The organism is Arcanobacterium pinnipediorum, assembly GCF_023973165.1.
GTDB lineage: Bacteria > Actinomycetota > Actinomycetes > Actinomycetales > Actinomycetaceae > Arcanobacterium > Arcanobacterium pinnipediorum.
Window position 1 is genome coordinate 827,553 of the sequence record NZ_CP099547.1, and the last position, 24,528, is coordinate 852,080.

The following is a 24,528-nucleotide window of genomic DNA, read 5'->3' on the forward strand; positions in this document are numbered from 1 at the left end:
ACAATCTACTTTGGGTGGAATGCGACCTACTTTCCGGGCTAGCGGACAATTGTTATTGATGGTTTTGCTGTTTTTCGTTGCTAGGGTGGGGTTTTCTGGAAAGAAACTCGTTTCGACTCGAGTTTTTGGTTGGACAATAGTTATTGATTTTGTTGCCAGTTATCCGCGTGATAGCAGGGAAAAATTGTGGTGAAAGTCGGTTGCATACTAGTGGGTATGAGATCGAACAAGAAACACTGCCCTACTTGTGGTGAAGGCATGGTCAAAAACGGTAAAGACAAATGCGGCCACCAACGCTGGATCTGCTGCTCATGCAAGGTAACCTCGCGTTGGCATAACGACGTCACTTCGCGGGATTTGCGCGCGTTCTTAGACGTTCTGACTGGGAAAACCACGCAGCGAGAACTTCCTGGACAGGGCCGGACCTTCCGACGCAGGAGCGCTGTGTTGTGGGAGATCTGGCCGATATGCGAACCCGATGGGCAAGACCACCGCGTGATCCATGTTGATGGTATCCATTTAGGCCGCGATGCTGTCATTCTGATCGCCTGCAGCCCCGAATATGTGATTGCCTGGCATGTGGCCAGACGTGAATCGACCCAAGCCTGGCTGGACCTGCTCGCGAAAATCCCACCACCCGGTATGGTCGTGGCTGACGGGGGCACAGGTTTCACAACAGCTCGGGCACGATTGTGGCCCTCCACGCGTGTCCAACGCTGCACGTTCCACGCCTATCAACAGGTCAAACGCTACACGACCACACGCTCACGAACTGAATGTGGCAGACAGCTCTACCGGATCGGTGTTGATCTATTGCATGTGAAAACTCCCGCACACGCGCACGCATGGATCGATAGCTTCTATGCTTGGCGTCACCGTTGGGCTGGGTTCCTGGCCGAGAAAACCCGTAACGAGAAAGGAAAACTAGTCGATAAACACGAGCGGCTCGTCAAGGCTGGCAATAGTCTGTCTAGGCTGGTCGATAGTGGCCATTTGTTCACGTTTCTCAATCCCGATCTTTACGATGACGGAGAAATAATCGGTTCTCTACCAGCGATGAATAACCAGATCGAGGGAGGTATCAACTCGCCTTTACGTGAACTGCTGCGCCGTCATCGGGGTATGAGTATCGATCACCGGATCCGTGCAGTGTCATGGTGGTGCTACCTACACACCGAGAACCCTGCCAACCCAGCCGAAATCCTGCGTATCATGCCCACCAACACGGACATCATGCGCGCTTACCAGCAAGCCGCAGCCCGACACCGAGCCGACCACAACAACCATCGCTGGGGCAACGGCCTTGACTGGAACGAACTCCACACCCACACACCCTACCGCAACGACTACTAACCCAAAATCAATAACTTTTGTCCTATAACCCTACTTTCCTGGCTTTTCCTCATCTTCTCTTCTTGTCGTTGAGTATTTCTTCTATCCGCATCTTCTTGTCGCTGAGCATTTCTTCGAAACGGTAGGTTATATCTTGACTGCTAACTTAGAGTCATTGTTTGCTGTGGTTATTAACTGGATACAAGCTGCAAGGGTATTAACCGGCTATAAGCTACAGGTTCCATATATGTTCTGATTACTAGCCCACAACAATCTATCGACTAGCTCTCAACGATCTATCGACTAGCCCATAACTGTCCATGACTGCTGGTTTTCAGGCCAACCACGCTATCAACATCAGTTCTCCTTCCTGCCTACCTGCAATATATCGAGGTGAACAGTCACTATAGGCTAACTCAACCTAGTTTTATTCTGAAATGTCTGGTTTCTAGGGTTGGTGGTGAGGTTGGCCTGTTACAAAACCGGGGTATACGGGGCGATGTCCTCATATACGGGGACATCGCCCCGTATACCCCGGTTTTGGGCTCAGTAGCGACGACAAACATACGATAAGCGCTGTAGGTGCGTACAAAAGTTGCATGCGCCTACAAGAAGTGTGGCCGAGAGGCTGCATGCGCCACCAAAAGGCATATGTGCCTATAAAAATGTGGCTGGTTATAGCTCAAGCTATAACCAGCCACAAATCCTAGTCGTAGGGATTTACGACATCTGATCAAACGGAACGAAATCAGCGAATAAAGCTGTTGCATCTGAATTTTCTCCAGAGTCAACGTCTTTTTCTGGTCGCCGGAATGTCTGCGCAAGTTGAGCAAGCTCGCCACCAGTGCGCGCTATGCGACGCTCAAGCGTTGCACCTCCGCGTCCATCAGAATCCTTTGCCGCCACACCAAAGTCCTCGGTTGCCGCATAGACGGCAGTGGGAGCAGTAATAGCGTGCAGGTAGGTAAACAGTGGACGCACCGCATGCTCAGTGACGAGTGAATGACGAGGCGTGCCACCCGTAACACCAATGGCTACGGGCTTGCCTTTTAGTGTGTCTTCTGGAAGGACGTCAAAGAATAACTTAAACAGTCCCGAGTAAGACGCGTTGTAGGCAGGCGTTACCGCGATGACAGCATCTGCTCGAGCCAGATCATTAAATGCCAGTTCGAGTTCCGGTGATGGAAAGCCCGTAAGTGCAGCATTTGTGATCGCAGCGGCAAAGTTCCGCAGCTCAATGACAGAATAGGTAGCATCCTTCGCTGCGTCCACGGTTGCGTGAGCAAGTTTTCGTCCGAGTGTACTTGTTGCCGAAGACTCTGACAACGAAGCTGACACGACAACTATCTTCACAGCACTCACCTTCTACTTGTTAAGCTTGATCAAGTTATCTGCGTGCTTAACAGCTGCTTCATCGTTTTCTTGCTGTTCGTAGAACGAACCGCCGGTAACATCGTCAACTAGCACGCGACCGTCATCATCAACAGATAGTGGGCCGCGAGCTGCAACGCGAGCAGCATGGGTTGGCGCATCTGGAACGCCAGGTTTACGCATCGCGTCAAACTCTTTACGCAAGACTGGCACGATCTCACCCAGGTAATCAATTTGCTCATGGACCTTCGCTAGTGGCAAACCAGCGTGGTCGATGAGGAAGAGCTGACGCTGGTAGTCACCAACGTGCTCACGGAAACCAAGGGTGCGATCGATAACTTCTTGTGGGGAACCAACAGTAAGCGGAGTCTGAGAGGTGAACTCTTCCATCGTTGGGCCGTGACCGTAAACTGGTGCATTATCGAAGTATGGTCGGAATTCGCGCTTAGCAGTTTGCGAATCCTTAGCCATGTAGAACTGGCCACCCAAACCAACGATCGCCTGTTCTGCGGTGCCGTGACCGTAGTGGGCGTAGCGCTGGCGGTAAAGCTGAATCATGCGCTTGGTGTGGCTCATTGGCCAGAAGATGTTGTTATGGAAGAAGCCATCACCGTAGTATGCGGCGAGCTCTGCAATTTCTGGCGAGCGGATCGAACCATGCCAGACGAATGGAGCTACATCGTCGAGTGGGCGTGGGGTAGAGGTGAAACCGCGTAATGGTGTGCGGAACTTACCTTCCCAGTTAACTTCGTAGTTATCCCACAGCTGACGAAGGAGGCCGTAGTTCTCTACAGCGAGTGGAATGCCCTGGCGAATGTCTTGACCAAACCATGGGTAGACCGGGCCGGTGTTTCCACGACCCATCATAAGATCTAAGCGACCATCGGCAAGGTGTTGCAACATGGCGTAATCTTCAGCGATCTTGACTGGATCGTTGGTGGTGATCAACGTGGTTGCGGTTGAGAGTGTGATCTTCTTCGTCGAGGCAGCAATGTAACCCAAGATGGTTGTTGGTGAGGAAGAGAAGAATGGTGGATTGTGATGCTCACCGATGGCGTAGACGTCAAGTCCGGCATCTTCTACGTGCTGGGCAATCTCAACGGATGCCTTGATACGCTCATGTTCAGATGGAGTCTTGCCATTTGTTGGATCAGTTGTAATATCAGAGACGGAAAAAACGCCGAACTGCATAGTCATAATAAGTTACCTTTCAGGAGCTAACATACAACGGGTGGGGCACCTATTTAGGCGCCCCACCGGCGTCGTTATTGTTATGAAGAAGTTGTGAACTCAGGCTTCCTTTACCAAAGCGAGTTCGAGCTCGAGCTTGATCTTGTCAGAAACCATGACGCCGCCAGCTTCAAGTGCGCCGTTCCAGGTGATGCCGAAGTCCTTGCGGGAGATGTCTGTTGCGCCTTCGAAACCAATGCGAAGCTTGCCTTCGTGGTCAGTGATTGCGCCACCGAATTCGAATGGAATGGTGATGGACTTGGTGGTTCCGCGGATGGTGAAGTCACCGGTGATTTCGACTGTTTCATCATCGACTACCTTGATGTCGGTAGAACGGAAGGTGATGCTTGGGTAAGTTTCTGAGCCGAAGAAATCATCGGAACGAAGGTGGTTATCGCGCATCTCGTTGCCGGTGTTGATGGAATCAGCCTTGATGTTGACTTCTACAACACCATTTTGTGGTGCAGAAGCATCGCCTTCAGCAAAACCTTCGAATTCGCCGAAGTTACCGCGAACCTTGGTAACCATAGCGTGGCGTGCTACGAAGCCGAGGCGGGAGTGAGCTGCGTCGATGATGAACTTGCCGTTGAGATCTTTGAGAGCGGTCATTGTTTTTCTCCTTTTATGAGAATGTTTTCGATTCTTAGTTCCGAAGTGTTCTTCCGAACTGACAAGAATTAGTTTAATAGGAAACGATTGAAATGTCAACTAATGTTGAAAAGTGCCATCTTTCGTTGAATTATCAACGAGGAGTATGGTTGGATAAGAGGCGCGAGGTGCGCTCCGGGATACTTTTAGGTTACGGCATTGAGTAAATGTGCCGTCGTATTTTTTCAAAATATCCGCGTTTAGCGCAATCTGCCGGTAATTCTACTGGGAATTCGATTCCACATCTTAGCAGTTTGTGTTTACTAATCTTCAATATGGTTGTATGGTTGATAGTGACCAATACAACATTTGTCAATGGAGGAAAGAATGGCGAAGATCGTTGTACTTGGCGCTGGCGTATCGGGGCACACTGCCGCGCTCCATCTCAAACGCCTTGTGGGAAAGAAACACACAGTTCATGTTGTCACACCCAACTCGCACTGGAATTGGATCCCGTCCAATATATGGGTTGGTACTGGCGATATGCCTAAATCCAAAGTTGTTTTCCCACTTGCCAAGATATATCAGAAACAGAAAATCGAATTCACCCAAGCTCGCGCAACTGAACTTCATCCCGATGGTGCAGGTGAAGATAGTCGCCCCTACGTCGTCGTCGAACATACCTCAGCGCAACGGCGCGGTGAGAGCGAAAAAATATATTACGACTACGTCATTAATGCGACCGGGCCAAAGCTCAATTTCGCGGCCACCGAAGGTTTGGGACCAGAAGCGGGCAACACCGTTTCAGTGTGTACTGCCAACCATGCAGATCATGCAGCTAAAGAACTGGCAAAAGTCATCGATAAAATGCGCGCCGGACAGCGCCAAACGCTCGTGATTGGAACCGGTCACGGTACGTGTACGTGCGAAGGAGCAGCATTTGAATACACGTTCAACGTCGAACATACCGTTCGGCAAGCCGGCGTACGCGATATGGCAGATATTATCTATTTCACCAACGAAGCTGAACTCGGTGACTTCGGAATTGGCGGTATGACTTTCCTTGAAAACGGATACAAAACAGATGCCAAGATCCTGACCGAATCCCTCTATCGCGAACGAGGCGTCCTACCTATCGTTGGCGCCCACCCACATAAGATTGACAAAGATACCATCTACTATGAAACCCTAGATGGCAAGCACCACGAGTTGCGCTATGACTTTGCCATGTTACTCCCGCCTTTTGGTGGCGCCGGAATTAAAGCCTACGATGCTCACGGCGAAGATAAAACAGATCAACTCTTCATGCCCAACGGATTCATGAAAGTCGATGCCGACTACACCAAGAAACCGTTCGAAGAATGGAAGGCCTCCGATTGGCCATCAACCTACGAAGTTCCTGGCTATAACAATATCTTTGCAATCGGTATTGCCTTTGCGCCTCCCCATCAACTCTCGCGCCCACAAACCACCCCGAATGGCACCTTGATAGCGCCTTCGCCTCCGCGCACCGGTATGCCATCAGGAGCCATGGGCAAGGCCGTAGCAATTACCATTGCTAACCGGCTAAAGAACCCACAAGCACCCGCCGAACATGCGTCGATGGCCGACATGGGTGCAGCCTGTGTAGCATCTGCTGGAACTGGCTTGTTTAAAGGCTCAGCAGCTGCGATGACGCAGCGTCCAATCGTCCCCAACTTCGACCGTTATCCAACCGGGCGAGATTTGAAACATACCAAGGGCGAAATCGGTCTCCACGGGCATTGGGTCAAACTCATGTTGCACTATTTGTTCATCTACAAAGCCAAAGCTAAGTTTGGCTGGCCATTGATTCCGGAGTGATAACAATGAATGAAACACCAGATAAGAGCGTGGCGGGACAACCGATATTGGATGTCTCCAAAGCTCCCATGCCAGATAACAAAGTGTTGAACTTCCGCAAGAGCGTACTACGTCAGTTACCGCGCTTTGCGGCGTTTAACTTACGAATCATGGGAATGGTTATCAAAGGCCACAAGCCCGAATAGCCTGTAGGCTAGTGAAGGCGAGGCTGGGAACTTTTCTCAGCCTCGCCTTCTTTTGTAATGCGGGCTCTTTAGGATAATGTGGAGTTATGTCGATCACTGTTGCAGATGTTATAGCCGTTATGGAGAGCGTGTTTGAGCCACGCCTCGCAGAAGAATGGGATCGGATCGGTCTTGTTGCCGGCGATCCGCACACCCGCGTTTCCCGAATCGGATTTGCGGTAGATCCCTGTCAAGCCACCGTCGCTGAGGCTGTAGCACGGCAAGCAGATATGCTCATCACTCACCATCCGTTGTTTTTACGCGGCACGTCCACAGTAGCGACGACGACGGCGAAGGGCTCGTGGGTACACACGCTGATAAAGAACGATATCGCTTTATACGCTGCTCACACGAACGCCGATGCCGCACCAACCGGATCAGCTGTTGCGCTTGGCAAGCTCTTGCAGTTAGAAAACATGCGCCCACTGGCACCGAACCCCAACCAGCCAGAGCTAGGAATCGGGCGCGTAGGTGAACTACCGCTGACCATGTCGGTACGCGAACTGGCTCAACGGTTACACGGATTACTGCCACACACCCAGCCGGGCGTTTTAGTCGGAGGAGATCCAGAAAAAATCGTGCGCACAGTTGCTCTCTCGCCCGGGTCAGGGGATTCATTCTTGGCCGCTGCCAACGAGGCTGGAGCAGACGTATATATTTGTGCAGACCTGCGCCACCATCCGGCAACAGATCATTTGTGGAGTGGGGGATGTGCTTTAATTGGTTTAACCCACTTCGCCTCCGAATGGCCAGTTCTTCCCGCGATGGCACAGGCAATCACTGATAGCCTTGACGTAGATACCTATATTTCGACCATCGTCACCGACCCGTGGACTCTTCGGATCTGACCGACAACTCCAAAAGGATCATATTATGTATCACGCACCTCGCGCCGACCAGCTCGCCCTCCTTGACGTTGTCGAGCTAGATTCTGCCATTGCTCGTCTTAATCGAGACAATTTGCGCCATCCTTTGCGCGAAGAAGTAGGGCAGATCATGAATCTTATTGCAGCCGTTGGGCGAGAAATCGTTCAAGCCGAAGAAGACCTCCAGGCAAGCCAGGCCGCACTTGACGAAGCAAGTGCAGCTAGTGAGCGGGCGCGCGCCGTCGTCGTCGAAAAAGAACAGCGGTTAAATGCTGGTACCGGGATGGACTCCCGGCAACTGTTAACGTTGCAAAGTGAGATTGAAACTAACCGCGCGCAGCTAGAAGAAGCCGAAAACGCCGAATATGAGATTTTGGAACAGCTCGAGAAGCTCGAATCACAGTTAGCTGATGCGCGTGAACGGCACACCAATCTCAATGCTGAACTGGTTAAGCAGCGTGCGCTCTTGGAAGACGACGTCGACGATATTGAGCGCCAGCGCAACGATATCCAGATTCGTCGCGACTCAATCTATGGAGTGCTTGCCGAGCCACTCAAACGGGCCTATGAACATGCGGTTGCTCACGGGGGCCTGACAGTGATCGCATTGCGTCCGGACGGCTCTACCAGTGGTGGGGTAGAGCTCTCGCCGATTGAAGTAAGCCAGATCCGGCAATCAGATCCAGATACATTCCATATCAGTGACGATTACGGCTGTATTGTGATTAGAGATCCAGATTTTCCACTAACGTAAGGGTACGTGTTTTGCCCGGTGGATCGAGTTCGACGCCGGTGATCACCCCATCATCAATGAGACTATGAGCGAACTGGGCGAGTTCTTCGCCATCTTCAACAACAGTTTTGCTGCGGATCAAAGCCCCGGCGAGTAGTCCGCGGTAATGCTTTGCATTATGGGAGACAACTTTACGTTCGCCGTTCTTGATTCGCACCGCGTTAATAAGCACGTGCTCAGCCTCGTGCGGCGGATCCCATACCCGATAGGCGCTAGAGCGAGCGTCGATCACCAGCTCGTGGCCTGCAAACTCAGCATTTTTGAATGCTTTCTTCCATAACGTTTTTGTGTTTCCAGCATCGGGTAGCACCGTGCCCATCGCTAGGCGATAAGCAGGAATCAGATCTGAAGGGCGCGTGAGCCCGAAAAGACCAGAAAATATCAGGATATGGTTATCGGCGCGTTTCATATCTGCCGCGGTGGCGCTGGCAAAGTCAAGCGCATTGAATAGCACACCGGTATAGACCTGTGATGCCGGGGCACACGGTAACTCCCACAGGGCACGTTGCCGATCAACCTCATGAGCGAGCCGGCTTCCCACGTTGAGGATCTTTAACGCATCATCTCGCTGTGATACGGCTATCAGCTCAGTGATGAGCTTTCGGCGAACCTCGCTAAACTGCGGGAAAGCTAAGGAATCTACGTCTAGAGCTGGGCCGTGAGAAGGTTGAGTTTTGCCCTCAGAGGGCGGTAAAAGAATAAGCACGTTCCCAGTTTATGCAAAGCTGAGGTAAGATGCAGGTGCGAATGAGTTGGCTAGGCGGCCGCGTGAGCGTCAAGCTCCCGAGGAACGTCCGGGCTCTATAGGGAACGGTGGTGGATAACATCCACTCGGGGTGACCCGCAGGCTAGTGCCACAGAAAGTAAACCGCCGCGGTAACGCGGTAAGGGTGAAAGGGCGAGGTAAGAGCTCACCGCGCAACGAGTGATCGTTGTGGCATGGTAAACCCCACCGAGAGCAAGACCGAGCAGCATGCGTTGAGGCGTCCCGTTGAGCATGCGGGTAGGTTGCTTGAGCTTATCGGCAACGATAAGCCTAGATGGATGGTCGCCACGCTTGTTCTTCAAGCGGACAAAACCCGGCGTATCGGCCGGCTCATTGGCATCAAATGATGGTGGGTAGCCACGGTGTGGCTACCCACCATGATTTGATTAAGGATTCTACAACGCTAAGCGCGCTCAGAAAAAGTTGGAGTTAGGCTTGCTCTTGAGCAGCCACGAGAGCTGCACCAGCAATGCCAGCAGTGTTAAATAGCCGCGCCGGTTCAAGGTCAGCACGAGTGGATAAGAATCCAGAGAACTCATCAAAACGCGTTGAAATTCCGCCACCTAAAATAAGGGTATCGGGGGAGAACAGCATTTCTACCATATCGATAACATCTTGGAGCCGTTGCGCCCACTGTTCTAGGGAGAGGTTTTCTTTGGTGCGAATCGAAGAAGCTGCCCACTTTTCTGCCTTGAGACCGTTGGGCAGTAAGATATGGCCCATTTCGGTGTTCGGTACGAGCATTCCATCGCGCACCAAGGCTGAACCAATACCAGTTCCCAGAGTCAAGACGATAGTGGTACCGTCTTGGCCATGTGCTGCGCCAAACTCGGCTTCGGCAAGACCAGCTGCATCGGCGTCGTTAAGAACAACGACGGGCCGGCCAACGTGCGCACTCATCAATTCCGCAACGTTCATTCCCACGAAATCTTGGCTTAAATTTGCCACCAGTGGGCATACGCCGTTGATGATTGGTGCTGGGAAGGTAACACCAACAGGAATGTTTGGTTCCATATCAAAGGAATCAACGATTTGGGAAACAATATCTGCAATAACCTCCGGCTTAGCTAGTTCCGGGGTGGGGATGCGCTTTTCTTCGCCAATAAATTCACCAGTGGCAGTATTGACGATTGCGCCTTTAATCCCTGAGCCACCGATATCAACACCAATAGCTTGAGCCGAAAGTGGGGTAGTCATTGTTTCTCCTTTGAACACTGTGTTGTAAAAGTTGGTTTGGACGATTGTTAACGTGGCATAGCTGGCGACGTTTGGCCTTGGGTGGGCAGCGTAAGAATTTCAGCGCCAGTTTCGGTTACGACGATGGTGTGTTCCCATTGCGCACTGCGCTTGCGGTCTGCGGTAACCACAGTCCAGCCGTCATCCCACTGGTCCCACCGATGGGTGCCAAGAGTTAACATTGGTTCTACGGTAAAAACCATGCCAACTTTGATCTCATCATCAAAGTTGGGTGCAGCATCGTAGTGGGGGACGATGAGACCAGAGTGGAATGCTTCGCCAACTCCGTGCCCGGTATAATCTTCGACGTCACCATAGCCGAAACGTTTGGCATATGATTCAATAACACGCCCGATCACGTTAATCCTGCGCCCTGGCTTTACTGCCCGGATACCGCGCATCATCGCATTATAGGTACGTTCGCACAGATCGCGTGATTCTTGATCTACTTCTCCGGCATAAAACATGGCGTTGGTATCACCGTGTACACCGTTTTTGTAGGCGGTGACATCTAAATTGATAATATCGCCTTCGCGAAGCTCAGTTGAATCGGGAATCCCGTGGCAGATCACTTCATTAATCGAAGTGCAAATAGATTTCGGGAAGCCCATATAGTCCAAACACGAAGGATAGGCACCCATATCACAAATGTATTCGTGTGCAATGCGATCAAGTTCGTCGGTGGTGATCCCGGGGCGCACTGCCGCTCCGGCAAGATAGAGAGCATCGGCAGCAATCTGGGAAGACAGGCGAATGCGTTCAATCGTTTCTGCATCTTTAACATCTGAGGCGGTAACAACTTCGGGGCCATCATGGAAAAGATATTCTGGACGTTCAATTGACGGTGGAACGCGACGTTTAGGCGACAGGGTACCGGGTACCAAAGTATGAGCTTGCATAGTTATTATTCTAATCGTTATTTGTTGGAAGTATAGGTAAGATAACCAGAATCAGCGAGCGGTTTTCGCATATTTATCGTTTAGTCATTAAACCGATGCTGATCGTCGGGGAAGGTACGGGCACGCACGGCTGCATTGTATGCCAGCGCTGCCTTTTTGAGCTCTTGACCAACATCACCGAAAACCTTGACGAACGAGGGTTGCCAGTCAGTCATTCCAGCCATATCAGTCCACACTAAAACTTGGCCATCGGTATGTTCACCGGCACCGATACCGATAGTTGGAATCGCTAGATCTTTAGTGATCTGGGTAGCTACCGCAGCAGGTACTAATTCTAAAACGACGGCGATCGCACCAGCTTCAGCTACGGCAACCGCATCTTTGCGCACCTGATCGGCACTATCGCCACGGCCTTGGACTCGCGGACCACCCAGAGCATTTTCTGACTGAGGCGTGTAGCCGATGTGGGCAACAACGTTGATACCGGCACGCACAATAGCTTCAATCGTAGGCGCCATGCGCACTCCGCCTTCTAGCTTGACCGCAGAGGCTCCCGCACGAATAAGTTTAACCGCATTAGCGACCGCATCAGCTGGCGAGGTTTCGTAGGATCCAAACGGCAGATCGGCGACGACGAAAGCACGGCGTGCTACGCGCGCCACAGCGCTTGTAGCCAGAACCATCTCATCGATTCCAACCTGCGTCGTTGAATCAAAACCGAGCATCACATTGGCATACGAATCGCCAACAAGAAGCATATCGGTACCCGCCTCATCAAAAATACGAGTAGTGATTGCGTCATATGACGTAAGCATAGTAATCGGGGTACCTTCGGCTTTCATCTGCGCCAAATGATGAGCACGTACGCGCTTGATTGTCATTGCATAAACCTTTCTTTTTCGCACGTCCCATTCTAGTGCATGTTATCGAAAGTTCTATAGCTCGAACCACACTCTCTTGTGGCACAATAAAGTCAAGCAATAATGAGGAAAGAGAGCGCCATGGACACTCAGCAAGAACATGTTATCGCTACGGTAGAAGAACAAAAAGTTCGTTTCATCAGACTGTGGTTCACCGACGTGACTGGCACGTTGAAATCAGTGGCTATTCCGCCAGCCGAGCTCGAAAATGCCTTCAGTTCTGGCATCGGTTTTGACGGCTCAGCAATCGAGGGCCTCTCGCGCGTCCACGAAGCAGATATGGTGATCAAACCCGACGCCTCCACTTTCCAAATCCTGCCCTGGGACGAATCAGGTGAGCCATGTGCGCGCATGTTTTGCGATATTCACACTCCCGATAACCAACCAGCGCGTTCTGATCCCCGCGGCGTCCTACGTCGGGCACTGCAGCGCGCCGCCCAAGCCGGATTTACCTTCCACGTCCACCCAGAAGTCGAATTCTATCTCTTCCAACGCCAAACCCACACTAATGGAGACCCAATCCCAATCGATAATGGCTCCTATTTCGATCACGTCTCACGTCCACTAGCGCAAAGTTTTCGCGCTCAAGCTGTGCGTGAACTCGAACAAATGGGAATCCCCGTCGAATTCTCCCACCATGAAGCTGGCCCTGGTCAAAACGAAATTGACTTGCGGGTAGCAGATGCCCTAACCACAGCAGATAACCTCATGAGCCTGCGCACCGTGGTTGAGCATGTCGCAATAACCCAAGGTGTTGAAGCCTCATTCATGCCCAAACCCCTCATCGATCAACCCGGCAACGGCCTCCACATTCACATGTCGTTATTCGAAGGTGAAACTAACTCCTTCTTTGATCCCCTCAACGACTACAGCCTGTCTGAGATCGGAACCAAATTCGTTGCAGGGATTCTCCACCATTCACGTGAAATATCTGCCGTGACCAACCAACACATCAACTCCTACAAACGCCTATGGGCAGGCGATGAAGCCCCAGCCTATATCGCCTGGGGAAAGAATAACCGCTCCGCACTCATCCGCGTCCCTAGCTTTACCTCCACCGAAGGCCACAGTGCGCGCATCGAATACCGTGCACTCGACTCCGCCGTCAACCCCTACCTTGCGTTCGCCGTCATCTTAAACGCCGGCCTAGCAGGCATCGAACATGACTACGAAGTCCCCGAATCAATCGACACCAACATTAACGCCTTAAGCGCTCGCGAACGCCAGATTATGGGAATCGAAGAATTACCAACCTCGCTACACTCAGCAATCAAACTCGCCCAAAAATCTGAGCTTATCGCCTCAACCTTAGGCGAAGACGCCTTCGACTATTTTCTACGCAACAAACTACGCGAATGGAATGACTACCGCCAACAAATCACAGCCTTTGAACGCAAAGTCCAATACTGATCGCCATGGACCACATCGAAACTCTCCTCAACAGCGCACCCGATCCAACCCAAGCCAAGCTTGCCTATACGCGCCTGCGTGAAGGAATCGATCCTCCTAATGCGAAGCTGCTAGACCAGATTACAAACAATCTCCAATGCGCACAGCGCCTTGCAGCAATACTCGGCTTTTCTACTGCCCTTAGTGATCTGCTCATCGCTGCGCCACACCTGCTGCGCGCTATCGACGAACCATACAACGAAAAGCTCTCAATAGATAACAGTGACGACGAAGGCGAATTCATTACCTCCTTGCGCTTGGAATACTACCGTCACCTCATTGCCATCGTCGCACACGACCTCACCGCACCCAATCCCACCGATAGCCTCTACGATACATCCCAGCTACTATCTGACCTAGCTGGTGAAGTTCTAAAACAAGCACTTCGCGGTGCCCAACGCTGGGTAGAAGGCGGAGAGCTCATAAAGTTTTCGATTATCGGGATGGGGAAAACTGGTGCCCGAGAATTAAACTACGTCTCCGACGTCGACGTCATTTATATTGCTGAACCCAAACACGCAGACCTCCCCGAAACCGAGGCGATGCGCATCGGAAGCGCAATCGTGACCTGGATTACCCGCGCTGTGAGCGCTCGCGGGCAAATACCGCCGTTGTGGGAACTTGATGCTAATCTGCGCCCAGAAGGCAAGAACGGTCCATTAGTGCGCACCCTGGTCTCACATCAAGCCTATTATGAGCGGTGGGCTCAACCGTGGGAGTTTCAGGCGTTACTCAAGGCCCGCCCCCTTGCTGGAGATTGCGAACTGGGCCAACAATACATTGACTTCGTAACTCCACTCGTGTGGGGTGTTGCCAACCGGGAAGGTTTTGTCGACGATGTCCGGCGTATGCGCGAACGGGTTGTAGCTCATATTCCTCAAGCCAAAGCTGGTCGGCAGTTGAAACTTGGCGCCGGAGGTTTACGCGATATCGAATTTACCGTCCAGCTCTTACAGCTTGTCCACGGGCGCACCGATGAGTCTATTCGTCCCGCCGGCACAATCGATGCTATTAGAAAATTAAGCGCCGCTGGATATATTGGACGCGAAGCTGGGGCAAAACTCGAAAACCATTATCGGTTTTTGCGCGCACTAGAGCATCGAATCCAATTACAACGCCTGCGACGAACCCACGATGTACCTCGAGTTGAACAACTAGACGCTATCGCGCGCACTTTAGGGATGACGGCACACGAGTTAGAAGATCGTTGGCTTGCGGTTCGCCGCGAGGTACGCCAACTCCATACCGCAATTTTTTATCATCCGTTGCTCCCATCCTTAGCTTCCCTCGATCCCGATAATGTTGTCTTAGACGAACATGCTGCCAGAGCACGTCTGGCAGCTATAGGTTTTAAAAACCCCGATCTGGCTTTGCGTAATATTTCAGTCTTGACAGCTGGACTATCACGGACGGCTACGATTCAACGCCATGTGCTACCTGCCATGATTGGATGGATGTCCCAGGCAGTTGAACCAGACCATGGACTCAACGCATTCCGTGACGTCTCTCAGCGATTGGGAACTACATCGTGGTATATGCGCTTACTACGCGATAGCGCATTGGTTGCTCCGCGCTTGGCACACGTTTTGGCTACTTCACGATACCTCGCCCAGTTACTGCCTTCTTTACCCGATGCGATCACATGGCTCGACGACGATCAGCAATTACGACCGCGCACCGCAGAAGAATTGAGCATCGAACTATCGGCTCTACTCAGCCGCCGCAAAACAGCCCACGATAAAGCTTTAGCCGGCCGCTATCTTCGCCGGCGCGAAATATTACGGATGGCCCTAGGCCAAACGCTCAATGTTGTTTCTGCACACCAAGTTCGCCGTGCGCTAAGCGACGCGATGGATATTGCGGTGAGTGCCGCACTTGCAGGTGCCTTGCACCAAGGCCATCGTCACGCGCGACACTGTGTTATTGCGCTAGGAAGTTTAGGAGGTGGAGAAATAGGATATGCCTCAGATGCAGATCTTATCTTTGTGTATGATCCGCTCCCTGGAAGCACACCAGAAGCAGCAGGTGATGAAGCACAGCAGGTTGCCAGTTCCACACTCCAGCTTTTGAAAGTTGCTGGGCGAGAACCGCCGGTTAATGTTGATACCACATTGCGCCCGGAAGGAAAACAAGGAGCACTAACCCGTTCGTTATCCTCCTACCAAAGCTACTATGAACGCTGGGCTCAAACATGGGAACAGCAGGCGCTACTTCGAGCGCGTTTTTGTGCTGGAGATCGTGATCTTGGCGATCAGTGGTTCGATATTATTAATCCTATTCGATATCCAAATACCGGCTTAACACCCGGGCAGCTGCGTGAGATCCGAATGCTCAAAATTCGTATGGAACGCGAACGCTTACCGCGAGGTGCTGATCCTACCCGGCATATCAAACTCGGCCGCGGTGGCATTAGTGATGTGGAATGGACTGTACAACTATGCCAATTACAGCACGGAGCACATCACTGGCAACTACGCACACCATCTACCATGGCAGCATTAGATGCAGCTGAAGAAGAAGGATTCATCCTTCCAGCTGACGCCGAGATTTTACGCTCAGCGTGGACTTTAGGGCATGTGATACGCGATCTCAACGTTTTAGGGACCGCAAAAACCGGTGCGAGCATTGATTTGGTGCCCGATGATCCGGTACTTCTTCGGTTACATGCCGCACTTAACGGCACCGCGTTAGCTACAAGCCAAGAGATCACCGAATCGTATCTGCGTTCATCGCGACGGGCACGAGCGGTTATGGAACAATATTTTTACGGCGAAAAGAGTTCTTAACAACGCAACAGGTGGGCGAAGGAGCAATTTATGAAACTGATCTTTGTTAGACACGGTCAAACGTATGCCAATGAACGTGCAGCACTTGACACTATCATCCCCGGAGCTGCGCTGACCGAACTGGGCTGGACGCAAGCTAACGCCGTCGTCGCCGATCTGTTGGACTACGAGCCGGACGCAATTTGGCGATCTGATACGTTGCGCACTGAGCAAACCGCAACTCCATTAGCAACCCGGCTGGGCTTAGAACCACACGTGCGCGCTGGACTACGGGAGATTAGTGCCGGGGATCTTGAAGGATCTACAGATGAGGCAGCGATGGCCGAATATATCGCTACGATGCGGGCATGGATCGATGGCAAACTTGACTTGCGTCTCGGCGGGGGTGATAGTGGCCAAGAAACACTCCAGCGTTGCGATGCGGTGATACGCGAAGTTGAACAATCAGGTGCCCACCGGCCAGTGATTTTTGCTCACGCAGCTATTATCACGTTCTGGTTAGGGATGCGGGCGAGCGGAATTACTGACCAGATGCGCGCTCTTCCCCTCCACAACACCGGCATTGCAGTGGTGGAGGGAAGTCTCGCAACCGGATATCGCGCACAGCGCTGGATGCATATTTATAAGCCGTAATACAGCTGGTATTCGTATGGATGAGGCCGCTGACGCAGTGGTTCAATTTCCATTTTTAGCTTGTAGTCGATCCAGGTAGTGATAATGTCTTCGCTGAAAACTCCGCCTTCGGTCAGATAATCGTGATCGGCTTCCAAAGCTCGCAAGGCCTCATCGAGGGTTGGCGGTAGCTGCGGAATCTGGGCATGTTCTTCAGGCGGAAGTTCATATAGATCTTTATCGATTGGGTCTGCAGGCTCAATTCGGCGCTTAATACCATCGATCCCGGCCATAACTTGGGCAGCAAATGCGAGGTATGGGTTAGCGGACGGATCAGGAGTGCGATATTCGATTCGTTTGGTCTTTGGTGATGTGCCGCCCGAAACCGGGATACGAATACATGCCGAGCGATTGCGTGCGGAATAGACGAGATTTACTGGTGCTTCGAAACCTGGAACCAGACGATGGAAGGAATTAACTGACGGGTTGGTGAAAGCAAGAAGCGAAGGTGCATGTTCGAGCAGGCCACCAATATACCAGCGAGCTAGATCAGATAAGCCACCGTATCCGCGTTCGTCGAAGAAGAGGGGTTGACCGTTCTTCCACAGTGACTGGTGGCAATGCATTCCAGAGCCATTATCGCCAAACAGTGGTTTTGGCATGAACGTCGCTGTTTTGCCAGCCTCGATTGCCGCATTTTTAATAACGTATTTGAACTTCATTAGGTCATCGGCGGCCGAGAGCAGGGTGGAGAATGTGTAGTTAATTTCTTGTTGTCCACCAGAACCAACTTCGTGGTGCGCACGTTCTATATTCAAACCAACTTTTTGGCATAGTTTAGTCATCGTGTCGCGCAAATCAGCCATCTGATCATGTGGGCCGACGGGGAAATAGCCAGCTTTTTGTTCGGTTTTGTAGCCGAGGTTGTGACCGTTTTCGTCGCGGCCGGTGTTCCAAAAGGCTTCTGCAGAATCCAGAGAGTAGAAGGAATGTTGTGGCGAATTGTGGTAGCGAACGTCATCGAAGATGAAGAATTCTGCTTCCGCACCGATATACACCGTGTCTGCTATTCCCGTTGATCGCACGTAGTCTTCGGCTCGTTGCGCGATGACGCGCGGATCACGATCGTAGGACTCGTTTGTAAATGGATCGACGACGAAATGGTTGATGACTAATGTTTTTGCCTGACGGAACGGATCGACGAAGGCCGACGAAAGATCAGGAATGAGCTTCATATCGGATTCATGAATTTCAGTAAATCCGCGGATAGATGAGCCATCGAACATGATGCCTTCGTCTAGGGAATCTGGATCGAAAGCCTGAACCGGGATCGTGAAGTGTTGCATCATACCGGGCAGATCGCAAAATCTAATATCAATAAATTCAATGCCTTCTTGGCGAATATAATCATGAGCTTGAGCTGACGATGTGAACATCAGAAAAGTCCTTCCTGCATCAGCATATTAGTGTCACTCATAGTTTAATGTGGGGATAGCTGCGATGTGCAACTACCCCCACAATGTGAGACGCATATTTTATCTATCGACCACGCATGCCGCGACGATCTGGGCGAGCCTTGTAAGGATCAATGCCCTTAGGGATACCAATCGGATTGGTTTTAACTGCGTCTAAACGATTAAACACCGCTTGAACTTCTTGGTTTGTGATCTGCTTTGGCAATTTGCGCATCGCACGTTGAAGTTTACGTAGTGGGACTTGGTCACTGCCATTTCCTGCCGAAATAATATGGACTGGAACATTGGGAATAATTCGACGCAAGGAATGACGTTCTTCGTTGGCGAGTTTTGCCGATCTGGCCTGATCTCCGTCGGTGATGAGCACGACGCCGGGGCGCCCGATGGCACGGAAGACCATGTCTTGGGTGCGCGCGTTGAACCGAACTGGTTCTTGGAGAATAATCCACCCGCGCTTAATTTGGCCCAATACCGCCGCAGCGGCGCCGGGGATGCCTTCAATTTTTGCGTACGAGGCACGCTTGACGAGCTCAACGAGAATGTAGAGCGAAAGTGTGACCGCAAGCAATGTGAAGAGAATTGGCCACAAAATCCATCGGCCGGTGAGCATTGCGATGACGACGCCGAGCGCGATACCACCTAGGAGAGGACCAAAGACGGCAAAAGGGGTCCACGAGTATGTTTCTTTTGAAATCCCGTAGGCCTCATGGAGGTAAGAATACCAGCGCTTCTTCTTAGCCTTTTTTACCTTTGCATTCTTTTGCTCTTTAGCCATGACTATCCTTTGTATTTTCGCGTATGGAACTATTGCCGATTTTACGTGACGAAACTGAAAAGCTCCAATGGGTTAGGAATATAACTGGAATCTATCTGAGGTTAGCGTTAAAACCGCGATCAGAATTGATGCAAGCGCGCATAAGAAGAAACCATAGGTAGCACTAGATTGGACGATTTGCCCGGTAAGTGCTGCCGAGGTTGCAACTCCGAGCACGTTGACAGAACCAAGTGCGGTCACTGCAACACCATCGCCGCCGCGAGGTGCGCGAGAACCGGCGAGAGTAAAGATGGCAACTGAAGCCGGTCCGATAGCTAGGCCAGTGATAAATACTGCGATGGCGAGATGGATTGGTGATGAAGCAAACGAACACAAGATTGAGCCGGCAGCTAATCCGCATCCGGCTAGAACTATTCGCAATGTATGCGAAAGTGAATCGGGTAAACTTACTGAGCCGAGCGCTGTTATAGCTGCGCTCAGGCCCATCATCGCATAAATGAGGCCAGCTTGACTGGCATTGTTGTGTTGTTGTGAAAAAGCGGTCACGGAGGTTTGGGCTGCGCCAAAAAACATTCCCAGTCCGAGCATTGCTAATAATGGCGTACGCACTGTGCGAACGACTTTAACAATTGACGGCATCTTCTTATCGGTGCCGTGGAAGGCTGGACCAACTGAATATTTAGATAGTGAAAAGGGGATAACGCAAAGTGCCACTATAGCGGCAGCAACGATAAGTCCTGCGTGCGGATTGAGGACTGATGCAATGATTCCTACTAGTGCTGGACCGAAGACGAATCCGATTTCATCGGCCATTGATTCCCAGGAAAGTGCTGCGCGTAGTTCTCTAGGCGAAGTGGTGATGGGATACCAGCGTACCCGAGCTAATGCACCGAGAGGGATGGTTGTAGCGCCAACGAAAACTGCAAGGAAGATGATGATTATAGCTGGCGTAGTGGGTGAGATGATCGTCGTTAATGCCACTAAGGCTAGGATATTGATGGGAGCGATGATCAATAAGGGGATGCGTTGGCCGTAGTTGTCGGTAAGTCGTCCTATTGTTGGGCCAGCGATTCCGGTTGCGATAGCGAGACCTGCTGAGGCTAAGGAAGCTTGCGCAACAGAATTAGTTACCACAGTTACTAATGTGAGGACCCCAATGATGGTCATTGATGTTGGGAATCGGCCGATTAGTGATATCGCCATATAGCTAGTTGAGGTAAGTTGGGGAAGTTGGCGATAACTTGAAAAATTACTCACATTGCTCCGATCAATGATTTTCACCCGGTTAAATCACAAGATTCTCATTTGCCATAGCTATTAGAAGGCTCTCCGATATCCGATGTTTGAGCACTGCCTGCGGTATTGGGAGATAGCCCAGTGGAGGAGTTAAGAATCTTGTTCTGGGAATATCTTGTGGGAAAGATGCGTGGGGGGTAAAAAGTGTGGTGGGATAACCAAGGGGTTGTCCCACCACACTTTTATTGTGTAGAAGAGGTTTTTACAAACCAAGTTCTCCAGCAAAATCTGCTTCTTCTAGACGCATCTTTACATCGCGTAAGAAACGGGATGCATCTGCGCCATCGACGATGCGGTGATCATAGGAGATGGAAAGGTAGCACTTAGAACGGATAGAAATGACGTCATTTCCGTCCTGATCTTGTACCACTCCTGGAGCCTTGAAAATAGCTCCGGTACCCATGATCGCAACGTTGGGCTGGTTGATGATCGGGGTATCAAAGAGAGCTCCGATTGACCCGGTGTTGGTGATGGTAAAGGTGGAACCAGATAGTTCATCTGAACCAATCTTGCCATCTCGGGTTCGGGCTGCCAGATCGCCGACGGCCTTTGAGATGCCAGCGATGTTAAGATCTCCAGCATTCTTGATAACTGGAACGAAAAGTCCCTTAGGCGTATCGACAGCAATACCTACGTGCTCGACATTGTGATAGACAATCTCGTTACCTTCCACGGAGGAGTTGATGATCGGGTGAGCCTTGAGAGCTTCGGTGGCAGCTTGGATGAAGAATGGTAAGAAGGTTAGCTTAACGCCTTCGCGAGCCAAGAAGCCATCTTTGGCAGCAGCGCGTAGTTTGACGATCTTAGTAACATCGACTTCCATGACTGTAGTGAGCTGTGCCGAGGTTTCGAGCGATTCGATCATGCGCTTGGCGATCGTCTTGCGCAAACCGGTCATCTTCTGACGAGTGCCGCGCTTTGAAGCAGCATCTTGAGCCTTGGAGGCAATTGCTGACTTTACAGAACTGGATTGAGCTGGTGCGCTCGGGGTAGCTGTTGCTGGGCTGGTTACCTGAGCAGCTGCTTGAGCGGCAGCCTGAGCGGCAGCTTGAGCGGCAGCTTCAATATCTTGTCGCCGGATCCGGTTGCCCACTCCAGTGCCAGTAACTGTTTGCAGATCGACGCCGAGTTCCTTGGCAAGTTTGCGCACAATTGGAGTTACATACGAGGATTTGCCATCTTCAGGGCTGGCCGCAACTGGACTTGCAACAGCCGGTGCTGGGGTAGCTGCAGGTGCAGGGGCAGCAGCCGGTGCTGGGGTAGCAGCTGGTGCTGGGGCTGGTTCTGGAGCAGATTGCGGTGCCGAAACAGGTTCAGCCGGGCTAGATCCGCCAATTACTGCAAGAACAGTACCTACTTCAACAGTCTCATCTTCTTGGACGATGATTTGTGACAAAACACCTGCAGCTGGAGCTGGAACCTCTGTATCGACCTTATCGGTAGACACTTCAACAATAGGCTCATCTTCTTCAACAGTGTCTCCGACTTGCTTCAGCCACGTGGTGACAGTGCCTTCGTTAACTGATTCGCCTAGTGCTGGCATCACAACATTGGTGCCCGCATCCGAACCGCCCGCAGGAGCTGGATCTTGACGCGGTGGTGCTTGTTCTTCAGCTTGCTCTTGTGGCAGTGGCTCTGCGCCTTCTCCCGAACCATCATTAGCTGCTGGCATAGCTGAGTTAGCATCGGATCCCGAACCATCACCAATATAACCGAGAACGGTACCAACATCGACGGTTTCGTCTTCATTGACGACGATCTTTTCAAGAGTTCCAGAAGCAGGTGCTGGAACTTCAGTATCTACCTTATCGGTGGACACTTCGACAATAGGTTCATCAACTTCAACATATTCACCAACTTGCTTGAGCCAGGTGGTAACTGTTCCTTCATTGACAGATTCGCCCAACGCGGGCATTTTGATTTCTTCAGACATGTGATACTCCCTGTCTCAGTTATGGGTATGGAGTGGTTTGCCAGCGAGAGCGAGAACTGCCTCACCTAGAGATTCATTTTGACTTGGGTGAGCATGGATAAGGCCATCAAAGTCTTCGGGGAATGCTTCCCAAGCTACCATCAGTTCGCCTTCACCGACCTGCTCACCCATACGAGCGCCGATAGCATGGAATCCAACAATAGGACCATTCTTTTCGCGAACCAATTTAACGAAGCCAGTCGTACCAAGCATCTGGGATTTACCATTACCCGCAAGATTAAACTCAGCAACTTCGATGTTCTCTTTACCGTATTTTTCCTCGGCCTTGGGCTGGCTTAACCCAACAGAAGAGATTTCTGGATCACAGAATGTCACCTTCGGAATAAGGTTTTCATCAATAACCTTAGGATTCATTCCAGCGATTTCCTCTGCAACAAACAATCCATGGAGGAAACCACGGTGGGCGAGCTGGACACCTGGCACGATGTCACCAACGGCGTAAATATTGCCAACTCCGGTGTGTAGGCGCTCATTAGTTATCACGAAATCGCGATCAAGCTTAATTCCTTGTTCCGCATAACCTAAGTTTTGGGTTGCCGGACCGCGACCGATAGCAATCAGGAGAAGATCGGCGTCGAACTGCTTGCCATCTTGGGTAAAGACGTGAACGCCATTATCATCTTCTTCAACACGATCAAACATCGTCTTGGTCTTGAAGGTGATCTTGCGCTTGCGGAATTGGCGCTCCAACATCTTAGAGATTGCCGGATCTTCGTTAGGAACAAGCCGGTCAAGTCCTTCAATAATCGTGACTTCGGTACCGAAAGATGCCCACACGGAAGCAAATTCTACACCGATGACACCGCCACCAAGGACGACGACCGATTTAGGAACGTAATCTAGTTGCAACGCCTGCTCAGAGGTGATAACTCGATCAGTAATGGTCTGACCGATCGTCTTTGAGTAGGAGCCGGAAGCTAGCACAATATTTTTACCCTTGAGTCGGCGACCATTAACTTCAACGGTATCTTGTGAAACGAGGCGTCCCCAGCCATGAACTGTTTCAACACCACGAGTATCAATCAGGCCAGTTAAGCCTTTATACATTTTCTCAATGACGCCATCTTTATATGAATTAAGCGCATTCATATCGATGCCGTCAAAGCTACCCATGATTCCAATGTGTGCACCATCGCGTAGTTCATCAGCGACTTCTGCGACATGGAGGAGGGCTTTGGTTGGAATGCACCCGCGATGTAAACAGGTACCGCCCACCTTATCACCTTCGACTAATGCGACCGATAGTCCGAGTTGTGCGGCTCGCATTGCTGTTGCGTAACCGCCCGAACCTGCTCCGAGAACGACGACGTCGTATTCTTGAGTATCTGACACTTACCTCTCCCTCGAGTTGCAGTTAGGACTCTCGTGAGCCCCTTCCCTTAGGTATATTGTCCCACTTCGTAAGAGATATTGCTCATTTATACGCGGGGTAATTACGTAATGAACGTTACGTGTGAAATTTTGGTCTCTAGCTTGACTCGTGTTTACTTGAGGAAGCTTTTCTCTGACGGAAATCTCTCGATACGCCACGCATATCAGTCCTATTACGTACTGACAATCGAGTTTGGGTGGACGGATGAAATTTTTGTGCGAACAATTTTCTCCGCTACTGCATACAATAGATGTCATGGTGTGGTTTTTTGGAAAATCTAAGCGTTCGCAAACAAAGCAAGCCCGAAACGAAACGTATGCACATTTTGCTGAATTTGTGCGTTCACGAGAAGGTGTGGCAGCTTACTATGAAGAAGCCACTACCCGTAACCCCGCATCGATTGTGCTTGTGGCCTCCGATGGGGAATGGACCAGACGAAAAGTCCCCGATTTATCGGCTGCGAAAACCTTGTGTGCCGACCTAGGGATAGCGCTCTACGACGTCGCGCACAGCGGATATCCGCGGGCTATGCGGGAATGGACAGTTAAAAACCCCGGATCTAACCGGAGGTAATAACCTAACCGAGGCGTTTGCATGCCTCATCTCAATAGTATAGTGACGAGCGAGTTGCGAGGTTTTAGAGCTTTCAAATATAGCTGATGGGGGTTGAAGTAGCAATACATTGCTACTTCAACCCCCATCA

The 24,528-nt window shown here is 51.1% G+C and carries 21 protein-coding genes and 1 other RNA gene; 10 read left to right on the top strand and 12 right to left on the bottom strand.

Features of this window, described 5'->3' with window-relative positions:
* Positions 1-258 precede the first annotated feature (258 nt).
* Positions 259-1,353: an IS1249 family transposase gene (locus NG665_RS03640; RefSeq protein ID WP_252674049.1), complete on the top strand. Its 1,095-nt coding sequence runs from the start codon at positions 259-261 to the stop codon at positions 1,351-1,353.
* Between the two features lie 699 nt (positions 1,354-2,052).
* On the opposite strand, the gene NG665_RS03645 is transcribed toward NG665_RS03640, so the two are convergent.
* From NG665_RS03645 to NG665_RS03655, 3 genes are all read right to left on the bottom strand, one after another.
* On the bottom strand, positions 2,053-2,685 hold the full coding sequence (locus NG665_RS03645) for a CE1759 family FMN reductase (protein WP_252673927.1): 633 nt from the start codon (positions 2,683-2,685) through the stop codon (positions 2,053-2,055).
* Between the two features lie 12 nt (positions 2,686-2,697).
* Positions 2,698-3,900 carry an LLM class flavin-dependent oxidoreductase gene (locus NG665_RS03650; protein ID WP_252673928.1) on the bottom strand — a complete coding sequence of 401 codons (1,203 nt, stop codon included), beginning with the start codon at positions 3,898-3,900 and terminating at the stop codon, positions 2,698-2,700.
* A 93-nt stretch (positions 3,901-3,993) separates the two neighbouring features.
* Complete coding sequence (locus NG665_RS03655) at positions 3,994-4,542, bottom strand: YceI family protein (RefSeq protein ID WP_252673929.1); 549 nt, start codon at positions 4,540-4,542, stop codon at positions 3,994-3,996.
* 366 nt (positions 4,543-4,908) lie between these two features.
* On the opposite strand from NG665_RS03655, the gene NG665_RS03660 reads away from it, so the two are divergent.
* The 4 genes from NG665_RS03660 to NG665_RS03675 all read left to right on the top strand — a co-directional run bounded on the left by NG665_RS03660 (position 4,909) and on the right by NG665_RS03675 (position 8,207).
* On the top strand, positions 4,909-6,363 hold the full coding sequence (locus NG665_RS03660) for an NAD(P)/FAD-dependent oxidoreductase (RefSeq protein ID WP_252673930.1): 1,455 nt from the start codon (positions 4,909-4,911) through the stop codon (positions 6,361-6,363).
* Positions 6,364-6,368: 5 nt separating this feature from the next.
* Positions 6,369-6,548, top strand: a complete 180-nt coding sequence (locus NG665_RS03665; RefSeq protein WP_252673931.1) for a hypothetical protein — start codon at positions 6,369-6,371, stop codon at positions 6,546-6,548.
* 86 nt (positions 6,549-6,634) lie between these two features.
* On the top strand, positions 6,635-7,435 hold the full coding sequence (locus NG665_RS03670; protein ID WP_252673932.1) for a Nif3-like dinuclear metal center hexameric protein: 801 nt from the start codon (positions 6,635-6,637) through the stop codon (positions 7,433-7,435).
* Positions 7,436-7,460: 25 nt separating this feature from the next.
* Entirely contained in the window at positions 7,461-8,207 is a 747-nt protein-coding gene (locus NG665_RS03675; protein WP_252673933.1) for a zinc ribbon domain-containing protein, read from the top strand.
* Here NG665_RS03675 and NG665_RS03680 read toward each other — a convergent pair.
* The gene (locus tag NG665_RS03680) at positions 8,179-8,952 is read right to left on the bottom strand and encodes a YaaA family protein (RefSeq protein ID WP_252673934.1); all 774 of its coding nucleotides are present in this window, start codon (positions 8,950-8,952) and stop codon (positions 8,179-8,181) included. The genes NG665_RS03675 and NG665_RS03680 overlap by 29 nt on opposite strands.
* 42 nt (positions 8,953-8,994) lie before the next feature.
* Here NG665_RS03680 and rnpB point away from each other — a divergent pair.
* An RNA gene (gene rnpB, locus NG665_RS03685) (RNase P RNA component class A) lies at positions 8,995-9,349 on the top strand.
* A 92-nt stretch (positions 9,350-9,441) separates the two neighbouring features.
* Here rnpB and ppgK read toward each other — a convergent pair.
* From ppgK to panB, 3 genes are all read right to left on the bottom strand, one after another.
* Entirely contained in the window at positions 9,442-10,209 is a 768-nt protein-coding gene (gene ppgK, locus NG665_RS03690; protein WP_252673935.1) for a polyphosphate--glucose phosphotransferase, read from the bottom strand.
* A gap of 47 nt (positions 10,210-10,256) precedes the next feature.
* Positions 10,257-11,147 carry a type I methionyl aminopeptidase gene (gene map / locus NG665_RS03695; RefSeq protein WP_252673936.1) on the bottom strand — a complete coding sequence of 297 codons (891 nt, stop codon included), beginning with the start codon at positions 11,145-11,147 and terminating at the stop codon, positions 10,257-10,259.
* Positions 11,148-11,227: 80 nt separating this feature from the next.
* Positions 11,228-12,028: a 3-methyl-2-oxobutanoate hydroxymethyltransferase gene (gene panB, locus NG665_RS03700; RefSeq protein WP_252673937.1), complete on the bottom strand. Its 801-nt coding sequence runs from the start codon at positions 12,026-12,028 to the stop codon at positions 11,228-11,230.
* A gap of 120 nt (positions 12,029-12,148) precedes the next feature.
* Between panB and NG665_RS03705 the strand changes: the two genes are divergently transcribed.
* Genes NG665_RS03705 through NG665_RS03715 form a run of 3 tightly spaced genes read left to right on the top strand, consistent with a single transcriptional unit; the run spans position 12,149 to position 16,935 of the window.
* Positions 12,149-13,477 carry a glutamine synthetase family protein gene (locus NG665_RS03705; RefSeq protein ID WP_252673938.1) on the top strand — a complete coding sequence of 443 codons (1,329 nt, stop codon included), beginning with the start codon at positions 12,149-12,151 and terminating at the stop codon, positions 13,475-13,477.
* Between the two features lie 5 nt (positions 13,478-13,482).
* A complete protein-coding gene (locus tag NG665_RS03710) occupies positions 13,483-16,302 on the top strand; it encodes a bifunctional [glutamine synthetase] adenylyltransferase/[glutamine synthetase]-adenylyl-L-tyrosine phosphorylase (RefSeq protein ID WP_252673939.1) in 2,820 nt (939 codons plus the stop codon).
* Between the two features lie 30 nt (positions 16,303-16,332).
* Positions 16,333-16,935, top strand: a complete 603-nt coding sequence (locus tag NG665_RS03715) for a histidine phosphatase family protein (RefSeq protein ID WP_252673940.1) — start codon at positions 16,333-16,335, stop codon at positions 16,933-16,935.
* Here NG665_RS03715 and glnA read toward each other — a convergent pair.
* From glnA to lpdA, 5 genes are all read right to left on the bottom strand, one after another.
* Positions 16,923-18,350 carry a type I glutamate--ammonia ligase gene (gene glnA, locus NG665_RS03720; RefSeq protein ID WP_252673941.1) on the bottom strand — a complete coding sequence of 476 codons (1,428 nt, stop codon included), beginning with the start codon at positions 18,348-18,350 and terminating at the stop codon, positions 16,923-16,925. The two genes, NG665_RS03715 and glnA, sit on opposite strands and share 13 nt — an antisense overlap.
* Before the next feature lie 103 nt (positions 18,351-18,453).
* Positions 18,454-19,164 carry a DUF4191 domain-containing protein gene (locus NG665_RS03725; protein ID WP_252673942.1) on the bottom strand — a complete coding sequence of 237 codons (711 nt, stop codon included), beginning with the start codon at positions 19,162-19,164 and terminating at the stop codon, positions 18,454-18,456.
* A 72-nt stretch (positions 19,165-19,236) separates the two neighbouring features.
* On the bottom strand, positions 19,237-20,367 hold the full coding sequence (locus NG665_RS03730) for an MFS transporter (protein WP_252673943.1): 1,131 nt from the start codon (positions 20,365-20,367) through the stop codon (positions 19,237-19,239).
* Between the two features lie 295 nt (positions 20,368-20,662).
* Positions 20,663-22,393 carry a 2-oxoglutarate dehydrogenase, E2 component, dihydrolipoamide succinyltransferase gene (sucB, locus tag NG665_RS03735; protein WP_252673944.1) on the bottom strand — a complete coding sequence of 577 codons (1,731 nt, stop codon included), beginning with the start codon at positions 22,391-22,393 and terminating at the stop codon, positions 20,663-20,665.
* Positions 22,394-22,408: 15 nt separating this feature from the next.
* Positions 22,409-23,785 carry a dihydrolipoyl dehydrogenase gene (gene lpdA / locus NG665_RS03740; RefSeq protein ID WP_252673945.1) on the bottom strand — a complete coding sequence of 459 codons (1,377 nt, stop codon included), beginning with the start codon at positions 23,783-23,785 and terminating at the stop codon, positions 22,409-22,411.
* 295 nt (positions 23,786-24,080) lie between these two features.
* On the opposite strand from lpdA, the gene NG665_RS03745 reads away from it, so the two are divergent.
* A complete protein-coding gene (locus NG665_RS03745; protein ID WP_252673946.1) occupies positions 24,081-24,398 on the top strand; it encodes an oxidoreductase in 318 nt (105 codons plus the stop codon).
* Positions 24,399-24,528: the final 130 nt, after the last annotated feature.